The organism is Janibacter sp. GXQ6167 (assembly GCF_041365945.1).
In the GTDB taxonomy this organism is placed as follows: Bacteria; Actinomycetota; Actinomycetes; order Actinomycetales; family Dermatophilaceae; genus JBGFSK01.
The window spans coordinates 154,702-172,752 of record NZ_JBGFSK010000003.1 but is presented as its reverse complement, the minus strand read 5'-3'; the positions used below and the strand labels follow the sequence as shown (position 1 = coordinate 172,752).

The window sequence follows — 18,051 nt, the reverse complement described above, 5'->3', positions numbered from 1 at the left end:
TGCAGGTAGAGCGGACAAGGAGAAGTCAGCGATGGCAATCGTCGTGGGATATGTCTCGACCAAGGAGGGCCGTGCCGCCCTGGAGCGCGCGGTCGCCGAGTGTCGGCTGCGCGGCGAGAACCTCGTGGTGATCAGTTCCGATCGTGGCGGGTCGAGCCTCAGCGGCGACGCGGCCCTGCGCAAGGAGAAGACCCTTGACGATCTGCGCCACGAACTGGCCGATTCCGGCATCGACGTCGAGGTGCGGGGTTTGGTGCGCGGCAAGGAGCCGGCGGACGACCTGATCGCGGTGGCGGAAGAAACCGACGCGGATTTGATCGTGATCGGGCTGCGTCGGCGCACCCCGGTCGGGAAGCTGATTCTCGGCTCCAACGCCCAGCGCGTGCTGCTCGATGCCCCGTGCGATGTGCTCGCTGTGAAGGCTCGCTGAGCAGCCCGACGCGCGTTTTGTCGGCCCATCGTTTTATAATGGTGGTCAATGACGCCCCGTCGAACGGGGCGCACCTGTTCCGAAGAGGGGCGAGCGGCATTCATTCGCTGCTGCGTCGTGGGGCGGGGAATGATCTCGCGACGAAAGGTTGTTGGTGACTCCTGTGTCCCCACGCTCCGGTCAGCCCGTGGCGGCCCTGCCCGCGGAGTTCGCCCACGAGGCGCTCCAAGCCCTGATCGTCACCGGTCGCACGACCGGAAGCATCACCGGCGAAGCCCTGAGCGACGCGGTGACGGCGGCCGGGGTGGCCCCGAACCGGTTGAAGGTGGTCCTGCGCGCGCTCGCGAGCCAGGACATCGACGTCGAGGTCCCGATGGCCTCGAGCGTGGCGGCGACGAGTACGCGGGCGAAGAAGACCGCGACCAAGAAGACCGCAACGACGAAGAAGGCTACGACGAAGACCACGACCGCCAAGAAGACGGCGGCCAAGAAGGCCGCCACGAAGACCGCTGACGCGCCGCAGGCCGCCGAGAAGGCTCCGGCGAAGAAGGCCGCGGGCAAGAAGACCGGAGCCAAGGCGCCGGCGAAGAAGGCCGCCGCGACGGCGACGAAGAAGACCGCGGCGCAGCCGGCTACCAAGGCGAGCGCCAAGACGACGAAGAAGACTGCCGCGAAGGCCGCGGCGAGCGCAGCCACCAAGAGCGCACCGGCCAAGAAGACCGCCGCGAAGAAGACGGCGGCGAAGAAGGCCGCGTCGCGGACGTCGGCGACGGCGGAGGAGACGCCCGAGGTCGAGGTCGAGGAGACGCCGGAGCCGACGGCCCCGGCGAGCGAGACCGACGAAAACGCCGGCTTCGTCTTGAGCAATGACGACGACGACGACGCGCCCGCCCAGCAGGTCGTGACCGCTGGCGCGACGGCCGACCCGGTCAAGGACTACCTCAAGCAGATCGGCAAGGTGGCGCTGCTCAACGCCGAGCAGGAGGTCGAGCTCGCCAAGCGCATCGAAGCCGGGCTCTTCGCCGAGGAGAAGCTCTCCTCCGGCGAGAAGATGGACATGAAGCTCAAGCGTGAGCTGTGGTGGATCGCCCAGGATGGCAAGAACGCCAAGAACCATCTCCTCGAGGCCAACTTGCGCCTCGTGGTCTCGCTTGCGAAGCGGTACACCGGCCGCGGCATGCTCTTCCTCGATCTCATCCAGGAGGGCAACCTCGGTCTGATCCGCGCGGTAGAGAAGTTCGACTACACCAAGGGCTATAAGTTCTCGACCTACGCCACCTGGTGGATTCGACAGGCGATCACCCGCGCGATGGCCGACCAGGCCCGCACGATCCGTATCCCCGTGCACATGGTCGAGGTCATCAACAAGCTCGCCCGCGTCCAGCGGCAGATGCTTCAGGACCTCGGGCGCGAGCCCACCCCCGAAGAGCTCGCCAAGGAACTCGACATGACCCCCGAGAAGGTCGTCGAGGTGCAAAAGTACGGCCGCGAGCCGATCTCGTTGCACACCCCCCTCGGTGAGGACGGGGACTCGGAGTTCGGCGACCTCATTGAGGACTCCGAAGCCGTGGTGCCGGCCGACGCGGTGAGCTTCACCTTGCTGCAGGAGCAGCTGCACTCGGTCCTCGACACGCTCTCCGAGCGCGAGGCCGGGGTCGTCTCGATGCGTTTCGGGTTGACCGACGGCCAGCCGAAGACCCTCGACGAGATCGGCAAGGTCTACGGCGTGACCCGCGAGCGGATCCGTCAGATCGAGTCCAAGACGATGTCGAAGTTGCGGCACCCGAGCCGCAGCCAGGTCTTGCGCGACTACCTGGACTAAGGTCGCCGGTTAAGCCTGCCTCGGATCACCCGGGGCAGGCTTTTCCATGCCTCGATGCCGTCGGTGGGCAACAGCGCGGCGCGAGCCTTGATGCCGAGACGGCGGCGCCGCCGGACCGAGCGGACGATGGCGTGGACATCATCGTCGACACCGTCGAGGTCGGTCCCGGGTGGGGCGTAGCGAGCCCGCTCGAGGGTCTGCACGACGTGCTGCAGGTGAACGGCGCTCTCGTCGTCGAACCCGGCCGAGCGGTACAGGGTCTCACCGGTTCGCCGAGGTGTCGCCCCGCCGGGGACCGGCACGTCCAGATCGGCGAGCGCATTGACGAGCGTGGCCCACTGCCCTTCGATCCGAGGTGGTCCCTGCTCGCGCCGGCGGCGGGACCGCACGACGAGCGCGGTGAGGGGCAAGATCGACGCGGCGGCCGCGAGCAGGAGCAGGACGACTGCGGCCCACATCAACCGACCGGGCCACGGGGACGCCTCGTCCGCGGACGCGGCGGCTGGGTCGACCGCGGCCGGGTCGTTCTCGGGGCGCGCCGCCGAGGTGGTCGGGGAAGGGGTCGTCTCTTCGGCCGTCGGGGTCGGCGTGGCATCGGTGGCCTGGTCGTCGGCCTCACGGCTGTAATCCGGCAGCGACGCTGCCTGGGCGCCGGGGGTGGGCTCGAAACGGACCCAGCCGTAGCGCTCAAAGTAGAGCTCCGGCCACGCGTGAGCGTCCGAGGCCCGCACGACCCGCTCTTCGCCGTCGGAGGTGCCGGGGAGGAAGCCCACTGCCATGCGAGCCGGGATGTCATTGGCGCGCGCGAGCAGCACCATGGCCGAGGCGAACTGCTGGCAATAGCCGACGCGAGTGCGCAAGAAGGCGACGACCGGGTCCTCTCCGGGGAGCGACGGCTCCAGGGTCAGGCTGTACCGGTACCGCTCGCTGCGCAGATGGGCCTGGATCGCTTGGGCCGCCTCGGCAGGTCCCGCGCCCTGCGGGACGATCTCGCGGGAGAGTTGCTCGATCTCGGAGCGGGAACCCTCGTCGAGAGCGAGATAGTTCGCGCCGAAGGGGGAGGCCGCGCGGCCGACCGCGGCTAGTTCTGCGGAGGTCGGCGCGATCACCCGGTAGTCGAGGCTGTACTGCGGCACCGAGTCGTCCACCTGGACGGCGTCTTGACGGTCGATACTCCAGGCGACGCCGTCGAAGTCCGCATCGGTCACGTTGAGCGGCGCCGCGAGCTGGGGAGCTCGGACCCGGTTCGTCGAGACGGTCAGCCGGTACGAGGGGGCGTCGGGTTCGAGGGTGTCAAAGATCCGGAAGTTCGGGTCCATCTGGGGCGGATTGTTTTCGACCTGCGAACGCCCGTCGACGAAGTCCACCACCGCGCCGATCCGCAAGGGTTCCGGCGTGGGGTTTGTCGTTTGATAGCGGATCACCGGGCGCGGGCTCGGGTCTTCGAGGCTGCGCCGAAGATCGAGGTCGGTGGCGAGCGAGATGGAGCCGCTCGCTCCGCTGCCGGCGCCGCGCCCCAGGCCTTCGGTTAAGAAGGTCGCCCCCTGGTGGGGGAGGAGCGCGGGAAGGGCGATGGCGGCGGCCAGCGCGAGCACCCCGACCTGGGCTGCCTGGCGGCCGCGGGTTCGGCTTGTCTGCTCGGGCGCACCGGTCGGACCAGCCGCCACTGGGATCGCGGTGATCCACCGGTCCTGCTCGACGCGGCCCCCGACGGCGAGCATCGCGAGCCAGAGGCTGGCGGGCACGATCACGTAACCCCAGTGCAGCCCGTCCGGGATATTGACCGCGGGGACGAGGTACAAAGCGAGCAGCGGCATCCCCGCCGTCACCGGGCTGCGGGCGGTCGCGGCGGCTAGATCAACCGCGATCGCGACCAAACCGACGACGAGCGCCAGGGCGAAGGCGACGCCGGGATCGACGGGCGCCGGTGCCGGGTTGGTCGCGATCGTGTGCTGGGCCTGCTCGAGCAGTTCGATCGCAGCAGTCCACGTGGATCGGCTCGGGAGCCCAAGCCAGAGGGTCTGCGGAGCATGGACCCACGCGAGGGTGATCCCGGCCGCGGCGACTTGGAGGCCCAGGACGACCGCGGTGCCACCGCGGATCAGCCGGGCGGCGATGCCGACGACAACCACGGCGATCACGGTGACCGCGGTCTGCGGGAGCCAAGCGGTGCCACTAAAGAGGGTTCCGACGGCGACCGCCGTGGCGAGGGTCGCAAGCCCACCGAGCACGGCGAGGATCGTGCTCGCCCATCCGCCCCTCATGCCGTCCTCCGTAGCGAACGAGTTTGCGCCCGCCTCCAGGTGGCGGCGAGGTCGTCACCCGGCCGAGTGGCGGCCACGTGCCAACCCCGGGTGGTGAGCGCGGAAGCCTGGCCAGCACCGGGCTCCGGCTCGACGACGAAGGCGATGGGCCCGGTGCCGGGTGCATCGAGCGCCTCGTGAAGAGCATCGGGACGACCGACGACGGCGATGACGTGGCCCCCGCCTCGGCGGAGCAGATCGTGGATGGCGTGAGTGAAGACCGGCGCCGCGTTCCCCCTGCTCGGCGCGATGACCGCGAGCAGATCCAAGGGGCTATCGATGGCGGTCAGCCCCGTGACGCCCTTCGACTCTCCGCCCGCCGTCGCGAGATACACCTCGTGGCCGTTCGTGATCAGGTGCACGACGATGGAGGCGGTGACGGTGACGGCCCATTCGAAGGGCTCCGAGCGACCCGCCGACGGATAGGCATCTGCTCGGTTGTCGAAGAGGATCAGCGTGCGTCGACGTCCCGGTTGCTCGTCCTGACGCACCATGAGCTCTCCGGTGCGAGCGGTCGAGGGCCAGTGGATCCGGCGCAGATCGTCGCCCTCGCGATAGTCGCGGACCGTCACATCATCGTGTCCGTGAAGCGCGATCCGGTGGGACCCACCGACGTCACCGCCACCTCCGGCGAGACCGGCGGGGACGATGCCGAGGGGAATGATCCGGGGCAGCACGATGAGGTGCGACTGCCCGGGGAAGGTCAGGGCCCGCGAGGAGAGGCCGAAGGGGTCGGTGATCCACGCGCGGAGCGGCCCGAGGCAGTGATGACCGCGCAGGTGCGAACGCACCAGATAGCCCGCCCGGCGCTCTTCCCCGCGGCGCATCCGGGGGATAAGGACGTGGGGGCGGTCGCCGAGCGGGACCGCGACCTCCTCCTGCGCGAGCAGAAGGGGGGTGCGGCGCGGCCCGAGGTTCTTGGCGGTGACCGTCACCGTCGCCGGTTCTCCGACGCTCACCCGATGCGGCGCGATCGAGCGCGACACCTCGATCTGCGCCGTCCCACGGCCGAGGAGCCACGCCACGACGGGCAGCGCGGCGCAGAGCAGCCCCGCCCGGGTGAGTTCGCGAAAGCCCAGGCCCATCCCGGCCGCGAGGAGGATCAGGCCGACGACGAGCAAGGCCCGCCCACGCGTCGTGATCACTCGCATACGGGGTCCGTCACCGCGGCGCCGGGACGCGCACGGTGCTCACCAGGCGACTGAGGACGGCAGCCGGGGTCAATTGCTCGATGTGGCCTTCACCGCTCAGCAGGATCCGGTGGGCGAGCACCGGGTGCACGAGCGCTTGGACGTCGTCGGGGAGCACGTGGTCTCGGCCGGCGAGGGCGGCCCGGGCGCGCGCGGCGCGAAGGAGATGGAGCGCCGCGCGGGGGGACGCTCCGAGCCGGATAGCCGGGTCGCGGCGGGTCGCTTCGGCGAGGTCGACCACGTACTGGCGCACGGCAGGTGCCGCGTACACCCGACGGACGGTGGTGATCATCGAGCGGACCCCATCGGCATCGGTGACCGCCCGCACGTCGTCAAGGGGGGAGACGGCCCCATGGTTCTCGAGCATCGCGACCTCGCTCTCGCGCGAGGGGTAGCCCACCGACACCCGCGCCATGAAGCGATCTCGCTGGGCCTCGGGGAGGGGGTAGGTCCCCTCCATCTCGATGGGGTTCTGAGTCGCCATGATGATGAAGGGCTCCGGCAGCGCGTAGGTCTCACCGTCCACGGTCACCTGGCGCTCTTCCATCGCTTCGAGCAGGGCGGATTGGGCCTTCGGAGACGCCCGGTTGATCTCGTCGCCAACGACGACATTGGCGAAGACGGCGCCCGCGCGGAACTCGAACGCGCGATGGTCGGGGTTGAAGATGCTGACGCCGGTGATATCGCTCGGGAGTAGATCCGGGGTGAATTGGATCCGGCGCATCGTGCAATCAAGCGAGCGTGCGAGCGTCTTGGCGAGCATCGTCTTGCCGACCCCGGGGACATCCTCGACGAGGAGGTGGCCCTCGGCGAGCAGCACCGTGATCGCGGTCCGCACGACCTCCGGCTTGCCCTCGATGACGGTATTGATGGTGGTGGCGAGGCGCCCGGTGATCTCGGCGAGGCGATCGAGCTCGCCCGGGCCAGGGGGTACCGGCGGGGCGGGGATGGTCTGCGTCACCGAAGAGTCCTTCCGCTGATCGACATTGTTCAGGGGCAGTACATCACTTCGGGTCGGGCCCTCGCGTCCCCCACTTCGCGCCACGGCCCTCCCGTGGCGCGCTCCATTTCCCACCCTTGGCGCCCACACACGGGGCGCGGGAGCGGGTTGGGGGCATGTGGAGGACCCCCTTTAAGACAGTTCACCAAAAGTTTCCCCACTACGCTCCACCGGCGCTGACCTGCGTAGATAGGGCTTCAGGGCGGCACAGATCGAGGATTCTCCGGCGGAAGGGGGCAAAGGTGGAGTAAAGTGGGGCGCACGGGCAGGCCGTGGGTGGACGAAGGGGGTGAGCCGCGATGTTTCTCGGGACGCATACCCCACGCCTCGACGACAAAGGGCGGCTCTTCCTCCCCGCGAAGTTCCGTGAGCGGCTTGCCGGGGGCCTCGTCATGACCCGCGGTCAGGAGCGATGCCTCTACGTCTTCCCGATGGACGAATTCACCCGCCTCACCGAGTCCTTCCAGGCCGCTCCCACCTCCAGCAAGGCCGCCCGCGATTACCTGCGCGTCTTCCTGTCCGGTGCCTTCGATGAGATCCCCGACAAGCAGGGCCGGGTCACCGTGCCAGCGAACCTGCGCGAGTACGCCGGGCTCACCAAGGACTGCACGGTGATCGGTGCGGGCAGCCGGGTCGAGGTGTGGGACTCAGGAGCCTGGGACGACTACCTCGCGAGCACCGAACAGGCCTTCGCCGAGCAATCCGAGGAGGTCATCCCCGGACTCCTTTAGACGACGCACCAGCCCGCTGCTGCGCCCTGGCCTCCAGCCGATGTCCGATGCCGACGCGACTTCCCCCGCGCCGGACCGGTCCTCGGATGGGGACCAGATCGCAGCACCGTCACCCCGATCAGTACCGACGAACAGGAAGGCCCACCCGCCGATGGACGAGCACGCACCGCGGACCGACGCGGCGGGCCGTCACGTCCCGGTAATGCTGGACGAGGTGCTCTCGCTTCTCGCCCCGGCGCTCGAGCAGCCCGGGGCGATCCATATCGACGGAACCTTGGGGATGGGGGGACACGCGGAGGCGGTCCTGGGCGCTCACCCTGGGGTGCGGCTGATCGGGATCGATCGCGACCGAGAGGCGCTGGCCCTCGCTGGCGAACGGCTCGCCCCCTTCGCCGATCGCGTCGACCTCGTCCATGCGGTCAACGACGAGGTTCCGGACGCTCTCGATGACCTCGGGATCGCCACCGCGAACTCGATGTTCTTCGACCTTGGGGTCTCGTCGCTGCAACTCGATGAGGCCGATCGGGGGTTCGCTTACGCCAAGGACGCCCCCCTCGATATGCGGATGGATCAGGGGGAGGGGCTCACCGCCGCCGATGTGCTCAATACCTACGACGCTCGCGACCTCGCCCGGGTGCTCGCCACGTACGGCGAGGAGCGCTATGCGCGCCGGATCGCCGAGGCGGTGGTCCGCGAGCGAGAGCGCGAACCCTTCACCACATCGGCGCGCCTCGTCGAGGTGCTGCGCGCTGCGATCCCCGCGCACACGCAAAAGGGCGGGCATCCGGCCAAGCGGACCTTCCAGGCGCTGCGCATCGAGGTCAATGCCGAACTCGCCGTGTGGGAGCGGGCGCTCCCGGCCGCCCTGGCGCGCCTCGCGATCGACGGGCGCATCGCGGTCCTGTCCTTCCATTCGCTGGAGGACCGGATCACCAAGCGGGTGCTCACGGCCGGAGCCGCCAGCTCGGCGCCTCCGGACCTGCCCGTCGAACTCCCCGAACACGCCGCCGATCTCGAGCTGTTGACCCGAGGAGCGGCGACTCCTTCGGAGAGTGAGCGGGCGACCAACCCGCGCTCGGCCTCGGTGCGCCTGCGCGCCGCCCGCCGGATTCGCCCCCCACGACCTGCCCCCGCCAGACCCGCCTCTCGACGAGGAGTTGCCCGATGAGTCAGACAACGGCCGCGACGACCATCGCCACCCGTGGACCCAAGCGCGCACCACGTCAGCCGCTGCGGGTGGTCTCCGCGCGAGAGACGACAGGACGCATCTGGTTCCCGCTCACCTGCCTCGTGTTGCTGCTGCTGGGGCTCGGTTCGGTCCTCGCCCTCAACATCGCGATGGCCCGCGATGCCTTTACGATCGCCGGACTCGAGTCCCGGGCGACCGCGCTCGCGAACTCCGAGGAATCCCTGACCGCCGAGGTCGAGACGAAGTCCGCTCCGGCGAACCTCGCCCGCCGGGCGAGCGCGATGGGGATGGTCCCGTCGCAGGACGCCGCCTTCGTCGACCTCGCCGACGGCACGGTGCGCGGCGTGGCGCGCCCGGCAAAGAAGCAACCGGCCTTTAGCGTGGAGGGGGCGGCCAAGACCACCCCGGACACGACCCCGACGATCGTGGCCCCCCGTTCATCGACCACTGCGACCAAGACCACGGACCTTCCCGCAGCACCGCCGCCGTTGGTGCTGACCGACCCGAGCGCCGCCCGGGCGGACGGCACCCTCCCGAGCGGGCTCGTCCTCACCATCCAAAGGACCACGCGTTGACCGAGCGACGACCCCCTTCCCGTCCCGGCCGGCCCCGCCGCGCCGGGACGGGTCGTCCTCGACCCGCCGGTGGTACGCCGCGCCAGGCGGGACGCCCTGGTCACGGCTCCGGGCCCCGGCCGAAGGCCCGGCCAGCGGCCCGTCCTGGATCCCCTTCAGCCCGCCCGGCGCGTCCAACCGGGCGCCCGAGCGGGCGGCGCACGACAGCGAGCTCCCCGCCGCGCGTGCCGCCGGTACCCCGAGCTGCGACCGGGAGCCCGCGGCGACGGATGCGGATCCTGATGGTGGTCGGCATCTTCGTGCTCACCCTCTTCGCCGCGCAGTTGCTGCGGATCCAGGGCCTGGAGTCGGCGGCGACCGCTGCCGAGGCGCGCTCGCAGCGGATCGCCACCGAGGTGATCCCGGCCCAGCGGGGCACGATCTACGACGCCCACGACACCGTGCTCGCCACGAGTCAGGAGCGCCGCAAGGTCGTGATCGATCAGACTGCGGTGCCTGCGTACAAGCGCAAGGTGGACGGCGAGACGACAACGGTGGGTGTTCAGGGAGCCGCCGAACAGTTGGCGCCCCTCCTTCAGACCGACCCCGCGACCCTCGCCGGGGCGCTCACCGGAGACCAGCGCTATGTCGTCCTCGCCACCGGCGTCACCCCTTCGACCTGGCGGGAGATCTACCGGCTCGGCATCCCCGGGGTTTATAGCGAACGCACCTCGATCCGCAGCTATCCCCAGTCCAGCAATGTCTCGCCCCTCGTCGGCTTCGTTCGGCCCAACGACCAAACGGCCGGTGGCGGCCTGGAGCTGATGCTGGATCAGACCTTGAAGGGCAAGGACGGCAAGGCGGTGTACGAGGTGGGCCGCGACGGGAGCCGGCTGCCGAACGCCCGCTCGGACGTGAGCGAGCAACTCGCGGGTCGCGATGTGCGCCTCACGATCGACAATGACATCCAGTGGTACGCCCAGAACGCGCTGGCGCAGCAGGTGAAGAAGACCGGCGCGGAATCGGGCACGGTCGTGGTGCAGCGCCGCACGGGGGAACTCGTGGCGCTCGCGTCGTACCCGAGCTTCGACCCCACGAAGCTCAACTCCAACAAGGGGACCTTCGCGAACCTCGCCTTTAGCGATGTCTTCGAGCCGGGCTCGACGACCAAGGTGATCACCGTGGCGGCCGGGCTCGAAGAGGGCAAGGTCACCCCCGACACCCCGGTCGTGATCCCGAACACGATCCGGCGCTACGACCGCACGCTTCGTGATTCGCACCCGCACCCGACGCTCTACCGCACGGTCACCGGAACCCTCGCCGAGTCAAGCAATATCGGGACGATCTTCATCAGCGAAACGATGGCGCCGAAGACGATCGATCAGTACTACCGCAAGTTCGGACTCGGGACGACGAGTGGCTCGGGCTTCCCGGGGGAGTCGGCAGGTCTGCTCCCACCCGTCGAGAAGTGGGGCGCCGTGCAGCGCTACACGATGTCCTACGGGCAGGGCATCTCCGCGACCGCGATGCAGGTCTCGGGGGTCTTCCAAACGATCGCCAACGGCGGGGTGCGGGTCGCGCCGACGCTGGTCTCTGAGGTCCAAGATGCCGACGGTCGTTGGCAGGCGGCGCCGACCCCGAAGAGCACCCGAGTGGTCTCGGATAAGACGGCCCGCGAGGTCAGCCACATGCTCGAAGGGGTCGTGACCGATCAGGGCACCGCCCCTCAGGCCCGGGTGCCGGGCTATCGCGTGGCCGGCAAGACGGGGACTGCGGACCGCTACTCGGCCGAAGTGGGTGGCTACTCGGGCAAGACCGCGAGTTTTGTCGGGTACGCCCCGGCGGGCGACCCCCAGCTCGTCGTCACCGTGATCATCCAGCGCCCCACCCGCGGCTACTACGGCGGCGCGACGGCCGGCCCGGTCTTTAAGGACGTCATGACCTACGCGCTGCAGCGCGAGCAGGTGGCCCCGAGCGCCGAGGACGCCAAGCCCCCGAAGCTCACCATCGAACTCGATGGCCCGCCCCCGGCAGGTACCGAGGTGCTGAAGGACCGTGGCACCAAGGCCGGAGGGTAAGGTCGCGGATCGTGCAGAGTCCGCGTCCCTCACCCCCGCAGTCCCTCAGCCTGAACGCCCTCCTGGATCTTCTCGGACCGGCGGCTCACCTGGAGGTCGGGGACGGCTCGACCGAAGTGAGCGGGGTGAGCCTCGCGACCTCCGGTATCGAGCCCGGTGATCTCTTCGCTGCTCTCGGCGGGGCGCGCGCCCACGGGGCGCAGTTCGCCGATCAGGCCATCGCGGCTGGGGCGACGGCGGTCCTGACCGATCCCGATGGTGCACGCCGGATCGCCGAGGCCGGACTCGACGTCCCAACGATCGTGGTCGCCGATCCGCGGGCTCGCCTCGGCGAGGTGAGCGCGGCGATCTACCGCACCGGCGATCGCGACCTCCACCTCTTCGGCATCACCGGAACGAACGGCAAGACGACGACGGCCTACATCCTCGCGTCGGCGCTCGGTGCCCTCGGGCGCAGCACGGGCCTCATCGGCACGGTCGAGACCCGGATCGGCAGCGACCGCGTCCCAAGCGCCCGCACGACCCCCGAGGCCACCGACCTGCACGCCCTGCTCGCCGTGATGGCCGAGCGCGGCCTCGACGACTGCGTGATGGAGGTCTCCAGCCACGCCCTCGCGCTCCACCGCGTCGACGAAGTCATCTACGACATCGCGATGTTCACCAACCTGTCGCAGGATCACCTCGATTTCCACGAGACCATGGAGAACTACCTCGCGGCTAAGGCCGATTTGTTCACCCCGCGACGGTCCCGGCGCGGCGTGGTCTGCATCGATGACGAAGGGGGCCGAGAGGTCGCCGCCCGGGCGAGTGTTCCCGTCGTGACGCTCGCGTCCCAACCAGGGCAGGGCGCGGATTGGTGGATGGAGCGCGGCGCCGAGGGCTTCGTGCTCCGAGGTCCAGACGGGCTCGAACTCGCGCTGCGCTCGGCGCTGCCGGGCGACTTCAACGAGGTCAATACCGCGCTGGCCGCGGTGGCGTTGATCCTCGCCGGTCACGATCCGCAGCGCGTGCGAGTGGCGCTCGAGGTCACCCCAGAGGTGCCGGGCCGGATGCAACCGGTCGTTGGGCCGACGGGCAGCCCGCGGGGCGTGGTCGACTTCGCGCACACCCCGGACGCCGTCGCAGCGGCCCTCGCCGCCCTTCGCGAATCCACCCCCGGCACGCTGGTCGCCGTGCTCGGCGCTGGCGGGTCACGAGATCCCGGCAAACGACCGGGGATGGGGGCCGCTGCCGCTCGACATGCCGACGTGGTGATCGTGACCGACGACAACCCCCGCGATGAGGACCCCGCCGCCATCCGCGAGGCCGTGGCCGTCGGCGCGCGCGAGATCGCGGGCAGCCGGCCGGTGGAGGTGAAGATCGTCCCCGGCCGCGCCGAGGCGATCGCGCATGCCGTGGCGGCGGCTGGCGGGGACGGGACGGTCGCCCTGCTCGGCAAGGGTCACGAAACCGGCCAGGAGATCACCGGCACGGTCCACCCCTTCGACGACCGCGAGGTGCTCGCCGCCGCCCTGCGGGAGGAGACCCGATGATCCCAATGACCCTCGCCCACATCGCCGAGGTGACCGGTGGCTCGATTGCCGGGACCGGTGACCTCGATCCCGCCGAGATCGTCATCGACGGGCCCGTCGTGACCGACTCGCGCGAGGCCGAGCCGGGCAGCCTCTATATCGCCCGGGTCGGCGAACACGCGGACGGCCACCAGTACGTTGGCGGCGCCGCCGCGAAGGGGGCCGTCGCGGCCCTCGTCACGATGCCGGTCGACGGCCTGCCTCACGTGCTGGTCACCGACGTCCAAGACGCCTTCGTCGCGCTCGCCCGCCACCTAGTCGACAGCCGCGGTCCGAGCCTGAATGTCATTGGGATCACCGGCAGTTCGGGCAAGACCAGCACCAAGGACCTCCTCGGTGCGGTGCTCGCGCAAGATGGCGAGACCATCGCGCCGCAGGGGTCGTACAACTCCGAGGTCGGCGTCCCCCTCACCGTCTGCCGGATCACCCCGACGACGGCCCACCTCGTCGTCGAGATGGGTGCCCGCGGCGCTGGCCATGTGCGCTACCTCACCGAGATCGCCCCGCCGCGCATCGGTGCGGTTCTTAACGTCGGCCATGCCCACGTCGGCGAGTTCGGCTCACTTGACGCCGTCGCCCGCGCCAAGAGTGAGCTGGTCGAGGCGCTGCCTGCCGACGGCGTCGCGGTCTTAAACGCCGATGACCCGAGGGTCGCCGCGATGGCGCCGCTCACCTCGGCCCGCGTGGTCTTCGTGGGGGAGTCGCCGCGCGCGCAGATTCGCGCCGAGCAGGTCCGCACCGACGATCGCGGCCGGGCCTCCTTCGACCTGGTCACCCCGGTCGGGACGGCCCCGGTCACGCTGGCCCTCGTCGGCCGCCACCACGTCGGCAACGCCCTCACCGTCGCGGCGATCGCCCTCGAAAGCGGCCTCGCCCTGGACCAGATCGCGACGGCCCTGGCCGCCACCGGCCCGGTCAGCCGCTGGCGGATGGAGGTCAGCGAGCGGGCCGATGGCGTCACGGTGGTCAACGACGCCTACAACGCCAACCCGGACTCGATGCGCGCCGCGCTCCGGGCCGTCGCCGATATGGCGGTGCCGGGTCGCCGCTGGGCCGTCCTCGGCGCGATGCTCGAGATGGGGGAGGAGTCCGAGGCCCTCCATGAGCAGGTCGGTCGGGAGGCTGCCAACCTCGGCTTCAATGAGGTCCTCGCCGTTGGCAAGATCGCCGCGCCCATCGCGGCCGGTGCGATGGCGGCTGCCGACTCGACCCACGCCGAGGTCGTCGCGGATACCGATGGCGCGTGGGACGTGCTATCGGACCGACTCCGCCCTGGCGACGTCGTATTGTTCAAGTCCAGTCGCGACGCCGGGTTGCGCTGGCTCGCGGAGCGTGTGGTGGAGGTTACGAAGTGAAAGCGGTCCTGATCGCGGCGACGGTCTCGCTCGTGGTGGCCCTTCTCGGAACCCCGGCCTTCATCAAGTTCCTCGTCAAGAAGGGCTACGGCCAGTTCATCCGGGATGACGGCCCGACCTCGCACCACACCAAGCGCGGGACGCCGACGATGGGGGGCACGGTCATCATCGGCGCCACCGTCATGGCCTACCTCGTCGCTCACCTCGTCACCTGGGAGTTGCCCACGGCGAGCGGCCTGCTCGTCCTCTTCCTCATGGCCGGGCTCGGCGCCGTCGGGTTCGCCGACGACTACATCAAGATCAGCAAGCAGCGCAGTCTCGGCCTGCGGTCGGGCCAAAAGCTGATCGGGCAAACGCTGGTTGGCGTGATCTTCGCCGGGCTGGCCCTGCAGTTCCCGAACGACGCCTTCCGCACCCCGGCATCGACCCATATCTCGTTTGTGCGCGACACCGCCTTGGACCTCGCCTTCGCGGGCCCCCTCCTCGGCTTTGTCCTCTTCCTCCTATGGGCCAACCTGATGATCGCCGGGACCTCTAATGGAGTGAACCTGACCGACGGCCTCGATGGCCTCGCGACCGGCGCTTCGGTGATGGTCTTCGCGTCGTACGTCCTCATCGCGATCTGGCAGTTCAATCAGAACTGCCAGGTCAACCCGAGCATCAAGTGTTACGACGTCCGAGATCCGCTCGACCTCGCCGTCGTCGCCGCCGGCGGGATGGGGGCCTGCTTCGGTTTCTTGTGGTGGAACGGCTCGCCCGCAAAGATCTTCATGGGTGATACCGGCTCCCTCGCCCTCGGTGGCGCGCTCGCGGGTCTTGCGATCCTCACCCGTACCGAGATCCTGATCGTGATTCTCGGTGGGCTCTTCGTCACCATCACCTTGTCGGTGATCATCCAGGTCGGTTTCTTCAAGGCGACCGGCAAGCGGGTCTTTCGGATGGCACCCCTGCAGCACCACTTCGAGTTATTAGGCTGGCAAGAGGTCACGATCGTGATCCGCTTCTGGATCATCGCCGGACTCTTCGTCGCCCTCGGCCTCGGCCTGTTCTACGCGGAGTGGGTCGTCGGTGGGAACTAACCTCGACGCCCTCACCCACCGCGACGCCCCCGGCTGGGCTGGCCTGAATGTCCTGGTGACCGGTCTCGGCGTCTCAGGCTTCGCCGCCGCCGACGCCCTCCTCGAGCGCGGGGCGAATGTCACGGTCGTCGACGGCAAGGAGCCGGCGGCGGGTTCACCACTTGCCGATCGCGCCGAAATCCTCGGCGTTCTCGGCGCCCACCTCTTGCTCGGCCCGCAGCATCCGCAGGCCCTGCCGGAAGGGGGCGCGCCGGACCTGATCGTGACCTCGCCGGGATGGGCACCTCATCAACCGCTGCTCGCCGCTGCCGCCGAGCGCGCGATCCCGATCTGGGGCGATGTCGAGCTCGCGTGGCGACTGCGCCCCGAGCAGGGCGCCGCCCCGTGGATCACCGTCACCGGCACCAACGGCAAGACGACGACCGTCCAGATGCTCGCCTCGATCCTGTCCGCCGCCGGGTTACGGGCGACGAGCGCGGGCAATGTCGGCACGCCGGTCATCGAAGCGATTCAAGACCCGCAGGGCTACCAGGTCATCGCGGTCGAACTGTCGAGCTTCCAACTCCACTGGTCACACTCCCTTCGTCCGCTCGCCTCGGCCTGCCTCAACATCGCGCCCGATCACGTCGACTGGCATGGTTCGCTCGAGGAGTACACGAGGGCCAAGGGCAAGGTGTACGAAAACACCGAGATCGCCTGCGTCTATAACGTCGCCGACCCGGTGACCGAGCGGCTCGTCGAGCAGGCCGATGTCCAAGAGGGGTGCCGGGCGATCGGCTTTACCCTCGGGATGCCCGCGCCGTCCATGGTGGGACTCGTCGAAGAGGTTCTCGCCGACCGGGCCTTTATCGACGACCGCCAGCGCAGCGCCGCCGAGCTCGGCACGCTCGATGATCTCCGGGATGCAAGCGGTCACGTCGCTCCGCACGTCATCGCCAATGCCCTCGCCGCGGCGGCCCTCGCTCGCGCGGCGGGTGTCCCGACCTCCGCTATCCGCGACGGACTGCGGGCGTGGACGCCCGAGCCGCATCGGATCGCTCACGTCGCGACCAAGGACGAGGTCACCTGGATCGACGATTCAAAGGCGACGAATCCGCACGCGGCGACCGCGTCGCTCACCGCCTACCCCTCGGTCGTCTGGATCGCTGGCGGGCTCTTGAAGGGGGCTAAGGTCGACGAGCTCGTCGCCGCGGCCCGCGACCGGCTGCGCGGCGTGATCCTGATCGGGGCGGATCGCGAGCAGATCGCCGAGGCGATGCGGCGACACGCGCCCGATGTGCCGGTCATCGACGTCGCGAACACCGACACTGATGCCATGGACCGCGTCGTCCAGGAGGCGGCCCTGCTGGCGCGACCCGGCGATGTCGTCCTCCTGGCACCGGCCGCGGCCTCCATGGACATGTTCGAGAACTATCACCAGCGCGGCGTCGCCTTCGCCGCGGCGGTCGAAAGACACCTGCAGGAAGGGTGAGGCGATGAGCAGCAGCGCCGCGACGGACTCACGCCGCGGCGCGCGCTCGGGTGCCGAACGCTGGCTGGCCCGCTTCGAGACCCCCTTGACGACGTACTACCTGCTCCTCGGCATTGTCGGGGCCCTCGTGATGATCGGCCTCGTCATGGTCCTGTCGGCCTCGATGATCGTCTCGCTGAAGGAGCACGACGCCTCCTTTGCGATCTTCGGCAAGCAGGCGCTCTTCGCGGCGATCGGGGCCGGGGCCCTGTGGTTCGCGGCGAACCGCAGCATCGGCTTTTGGCGCCGCCTTGCGGTGCCGCTGCTCCTCGTCTCGATCGTGCTCCTCGCGGTCGTCGCCTGGACGCCGCTCGGGACGGGCTTTCAGGGCAACAAGAACTGGTTGACGCTCGGCCCGTTGAGCCTGCAGCCGAGCGAACTCGCCAAGCTCGGTCTCGCGCTGACCGGCGCGGTGATCTTGGAGCGCAAGCGCGCTCTCGCCGGGCGGCTGCGACATGCCCTCATCCCCTTCGTCATCCCGCTCGCCGCGATCGTGCTCGGCCTCGTGATGTACGGCCACGACCTCGGGACGGCGATGGTGATCGCGGCGGTGGTCGTCGGAGTTCTCTTCGCCGCGGGAGTCCCGGCGCGATGGTTCGTCGCCGGGCTCGCCGCCCTCGGAGCGCTCGCCGCCGCTGCCGCGCAGATGAGCGATAACCGGATGGCCCGGATCGCGATCTGGCTCAACCCCGAGCAGTGCGCCCCGACGAGCGAGCTGTACTACGGGATCTGTCAGCAGCCGGTGCACGGCAAGTACGCGCTCGCCGATGGCGGCTGGTGGGGAGTTGGTCTCGGCGCGAGCCGCGAGAAGTGGGGGCGTCTCGCCGAGCCCTACAACGACTTCATCTTCGCGGTGATCGGCGAGGAGCTCGGCCTGATCGGCACCTTCGTCGTCCTGGCCCTCTTCGGCGCGTTCGCGCTCACCGCGGTGCGTCTCGTCGCTCGCACCGATGACCTCTTCGTCCGCCTGGCCACGGCCGGGATCGCGACCTGGATCCTCGTCCAGGCGATCGTCAATGTCGGGGCGGTGATCGGGATGCTCCCGGTGATCGGCGTCCCGCTGCCCTTCGTCTCCTCCGGCGGCTCCTCGCTGGTCACGACCATGCTCGCGGTCGGGGTCCTGCTGAGCTTTGCCCGGTCCGAGCCGGGCTGCGTCGAGGCGATGTCCTCGCGCCCGAGCCTGCTCCAACGCACCGCCGCTCTCGTGCGGCGCAATCCGTCCTAACAGGAAGCATCGAC

Annotated in this window: 14 protein-coding genes; 11 read left to right on the top strand and 3 right to left on the bottom strand. The window is 69.6% G+C overall.

Going from position 1 to position 18,051, the window contains the following annotated elements:
- Window positions 1-31 precede the first annotated feature (31 nt).
- Window positions 32-430: a universal stress protein gene (locus AB8K43_RS05785; RefSeq protein WP_370892388.1), complete on the top strand. Its 399-nt coding sequence runs from the start codon at window positions 32-34 to the stop codon at window positions 428-430.
- 154 nt (window positions 431-584) lie between these two features.
- Window positions 585-2,252 carry an RNA polymerase sigma factor gene (locus AB8K43_RS05780; protein ID WP_370892386.1) on the top strand — a complete coding sequence of 556 codons (1,668 nt, stop codon included), beginning with the start codon at window positions 585-587 and terminating at the stop codon, window positions 2,250-2,252.
- On the opposite strand, the gene AB8K43_RS05775 is transcribed toward AB8K43_RS05780, so the two are convergent.
- The 3 genes from AB8K43_RS05775 to AB8K43_RS05765 are packed head-to-tail and all read right to left on the bottom strand — an operon-like array spanning window position 2,249 to window position 6,706.
- Window positions 2,249-4,516 (bottom strand): transglutaminaseTgpA domain-containing protein, encoded by a 2,268-nt coding sequence (locus AB8K43_RS05775; RefSeq protein WP_370892384.1) that lies wholly within the window; start codon window positions 4,514-4,516, stop codon window positions 2,249-2,251. The genes AB8K43_RS05780 and AB8K43_RS05775 overlap by 4 nt on opposite strands.
- The gene (locus AB8K43_RS05770; protein ID WP_370892382.1) at window positions 4,513-5,706 is read right to left on the bottom strand and encodes a DUF58 domain-containing protein; all 1,194 of its coding nucleotides are present in this window, start codon (window positions 5,704-5,706) and stop codon (window positions 4,513-4,515) included. Before AB8K43_RS05770 ends, AB8K43_RS05775 begins: the two co-directional genes overlap by 4 nt.
- A 10-nt stretch (window positions 5,707-5,716) precedes the next feature.
- Window positions 5,717-6,706 carry an AAA family ATPase gene (locus AB8K43_RS05765; protein WP_370892380.1) on the bottom strand — a complete coding sequence of 330 codons (990 nt, stop codon included), beginning with the start codon at window positions 6,704-6,706 and terminating at the stop codon, window positions 5,717-5,719.
- A 338-nt stretch (window positions 6,707-7,044) separates the two neighbouring features.
- Here AB8K43_RS05765 and mraZ point away from each other — a divergent pair, with 338 nt between their 5' ends.
- The 9 genes from mraZ (at window position 7,045) to ftsW (ending at window position 18,037) form a co-directional block, all read left to right on the top strand.
- A complete protein-coding gene (mraZ, locus tag AB8K43_RS05760) occupies window positions 7,045-7,476 on the top strand; it encodes a division/cell wall cluster transcriptional repressor MraZ (RefSeq protein WP_370892378.1) in 432 nt (143 codons plus the stop codon).
- Window positions 7,477-7,627: 151 nt separating this feature from the next.
- Window positions 7,628-8,644 carry a 16S rRNA (cytosine(1402)-N(4))-methyltransferase RsmH gene (gene rsmH / locus AB8K43_RS05755; protein WP_370892376.1) on the top strand — a complete coding sequence of 339 codons (1,017 nt, stop codon included), beginning with the start codon at window positions 7,628-7,630 and terminating at the stop codon, window positions 8,642-8,644.
- The gene (locus AB8K43_RS05750) at window positions 8,641-9,240 is read left to right on the top strand and encodes a hypothetical protein (protein WP_370892374.1); all 600 of its coding nucleotides are present in this window, start codon (window positions 8,641-8,643) and stop codon (window positions 9,238-9,240) included. Before rsmH ends, AB8K43_RS05750 begins: the two co-directional genes overlap by 4 nt.
- A 269-nt stretch (window positions 9,241-9,509) precedes the next feature.
- A complete protein-coding gene (locus tag AB8K43_RS05745; RefSeq protein ID WP_370892372.1) occupies window positions 9,510-11,297 on the top strand; it encodes a peptidoglycan D,D-transpeptidase FtsI family protein in 1,788 nt (595 codons plus the stop codon).
- An 11-nt stretch (window positions 11,298-11,308) separates the two neighbouring features.
- Window positions 11,309-12,829, top strand: coding sequence for a UDP-N-acetylmuramoyl-L-alanyl-D-glutamate--2,6-diaminopimelate ligase (locus tag AB8K43_RS05740; RefSeq protein WP_370892369.1), 1,521 nt, complete (start codon window positions 11,309-11,311; stop codon window positions 12,827-12,829).
- Complete coding sequence (murF, locus tag AB8K43_RS05735) at window positions 12,826-14,223, top strand: UDP-N-acetylmuramoyl-tripeptide--D-alanyl-D-alanine ligase (RefSeq protein WP_370892367.1); 1,398 nt, start codon at window positions 12,826-12,828, stop codon at window positions 14,221-14,223. The genes AB8K43_RS05740 and murF overlap by 4 nt, the downstream gene beginning before the upstream one ends.
- The gene (gene mraY / locus AB8K43_RS05730) at window positions 14,220-15,302 is read left to right on the top strand and encodes a phospho-N-acetylmuramoyl-pentapeptide-transferase (RefSeq protein ID WP_370892365.1); all 1,083 of its coding nucleotides are present in this window, start codon (window positions 14,220-14,222) and stop codon (window positions 15,300-15,302) included. Before murF ends, mraY begins: the two co-directional genes overlap by 4 nt.
- Window positions 15,292-16,773, top strand: a complete 1,482-nt coding sequence (gene murD / locus AB8K43_RS05725; RefSeq protein ID WP_370892363.1) for a UDP-N-acetylmuramoyl-L-alanine--D-glutamate ligase — start codon at window positions 15,292-15,294, stop codon at window positions 16,771-16,773. The genes mraY and murD overlap by 11 nt, the downstream gene beginning before the upstream one ends.
- Window positions 16,774-16,777: 4 nt before the next feature.
- Window positions 16,778-18,037, top strand: a complete 1,260-nt coding sequence (ftsW, locus tag AB8K43_RS05720) for a putative lipid II flippase FtsW (RefSeq protein WP_370892362.1) — start codon at window positions 16,778-16,780, stop codon at window positions 18,035-18,037.
- Window positions 18,038-18,051: the final 14 nt, after the last annotated feature.

Bases quoted from the DNA above. Each gene is read 5' to 3' on its own strand.
- AB8K43_RS05745 (WP_370892372.1), top strand. From the start codon at position 9,510: ATGCGGATCCTGATGGTGGTCGGCATCTTCGTGCTCACCCTCTTCGCC.
- AB8K43_RS05785 (WP_370892388.1), top strand. From the start codon at position 32: ATGGCAATCGTCGTGGGATATGTCTCGACCAAGGAGGGCCGTGCCGCC.
- mraZ (WP_370892378.1), top strand. From the start codon at position 7,045: ATGTTTCTCGGGACGCATACCCCACGCCTCGACGACAAAGGGCGGCTC.
- AB8K43_RS05775 (WP_370892384.1), bottom strand. From the start codon at position 4,516: ATGAGGGGCGGATGGGCGAGCACGATCCTCGCCGTGCTCGGTGGGCTT.
- AB8K43_RS05750 (WP_370892374.1), top strand. From the start codon at position 8,641: ATGAGTCAGACAACGGCCGCGACGACCATCGCCACCCGTGGACCCAAG.
- AB8K43_RS05770 (WP_370892382.1), bottom strand. From the start codon at position 5,706: ATGCGAGTGATCACGACGCGTGGGCGGGCCTTGCTCGTCGTCGGCCTG.
- murF (WP_370892367.1), top strand. From the start codon at position 12,826: ATGATCCCAATGACCCTCGCCCACATCGCCGAGGTGACCGGTGGCTCG.
- rsmH (WP_370892376.1), top strand. From the start codon at position 7,628: ATGGACGAGCACGCACCGCGGACCGACGCGGCGGGCCGTCACGTCCCG.
- ftsW (WP_370892362.1), top strand. From the start codon at position 16,778: ATGAGCAGCAGCGCCGCGACGGACTCACGCCGCGGCGCGCGCTCGGGT.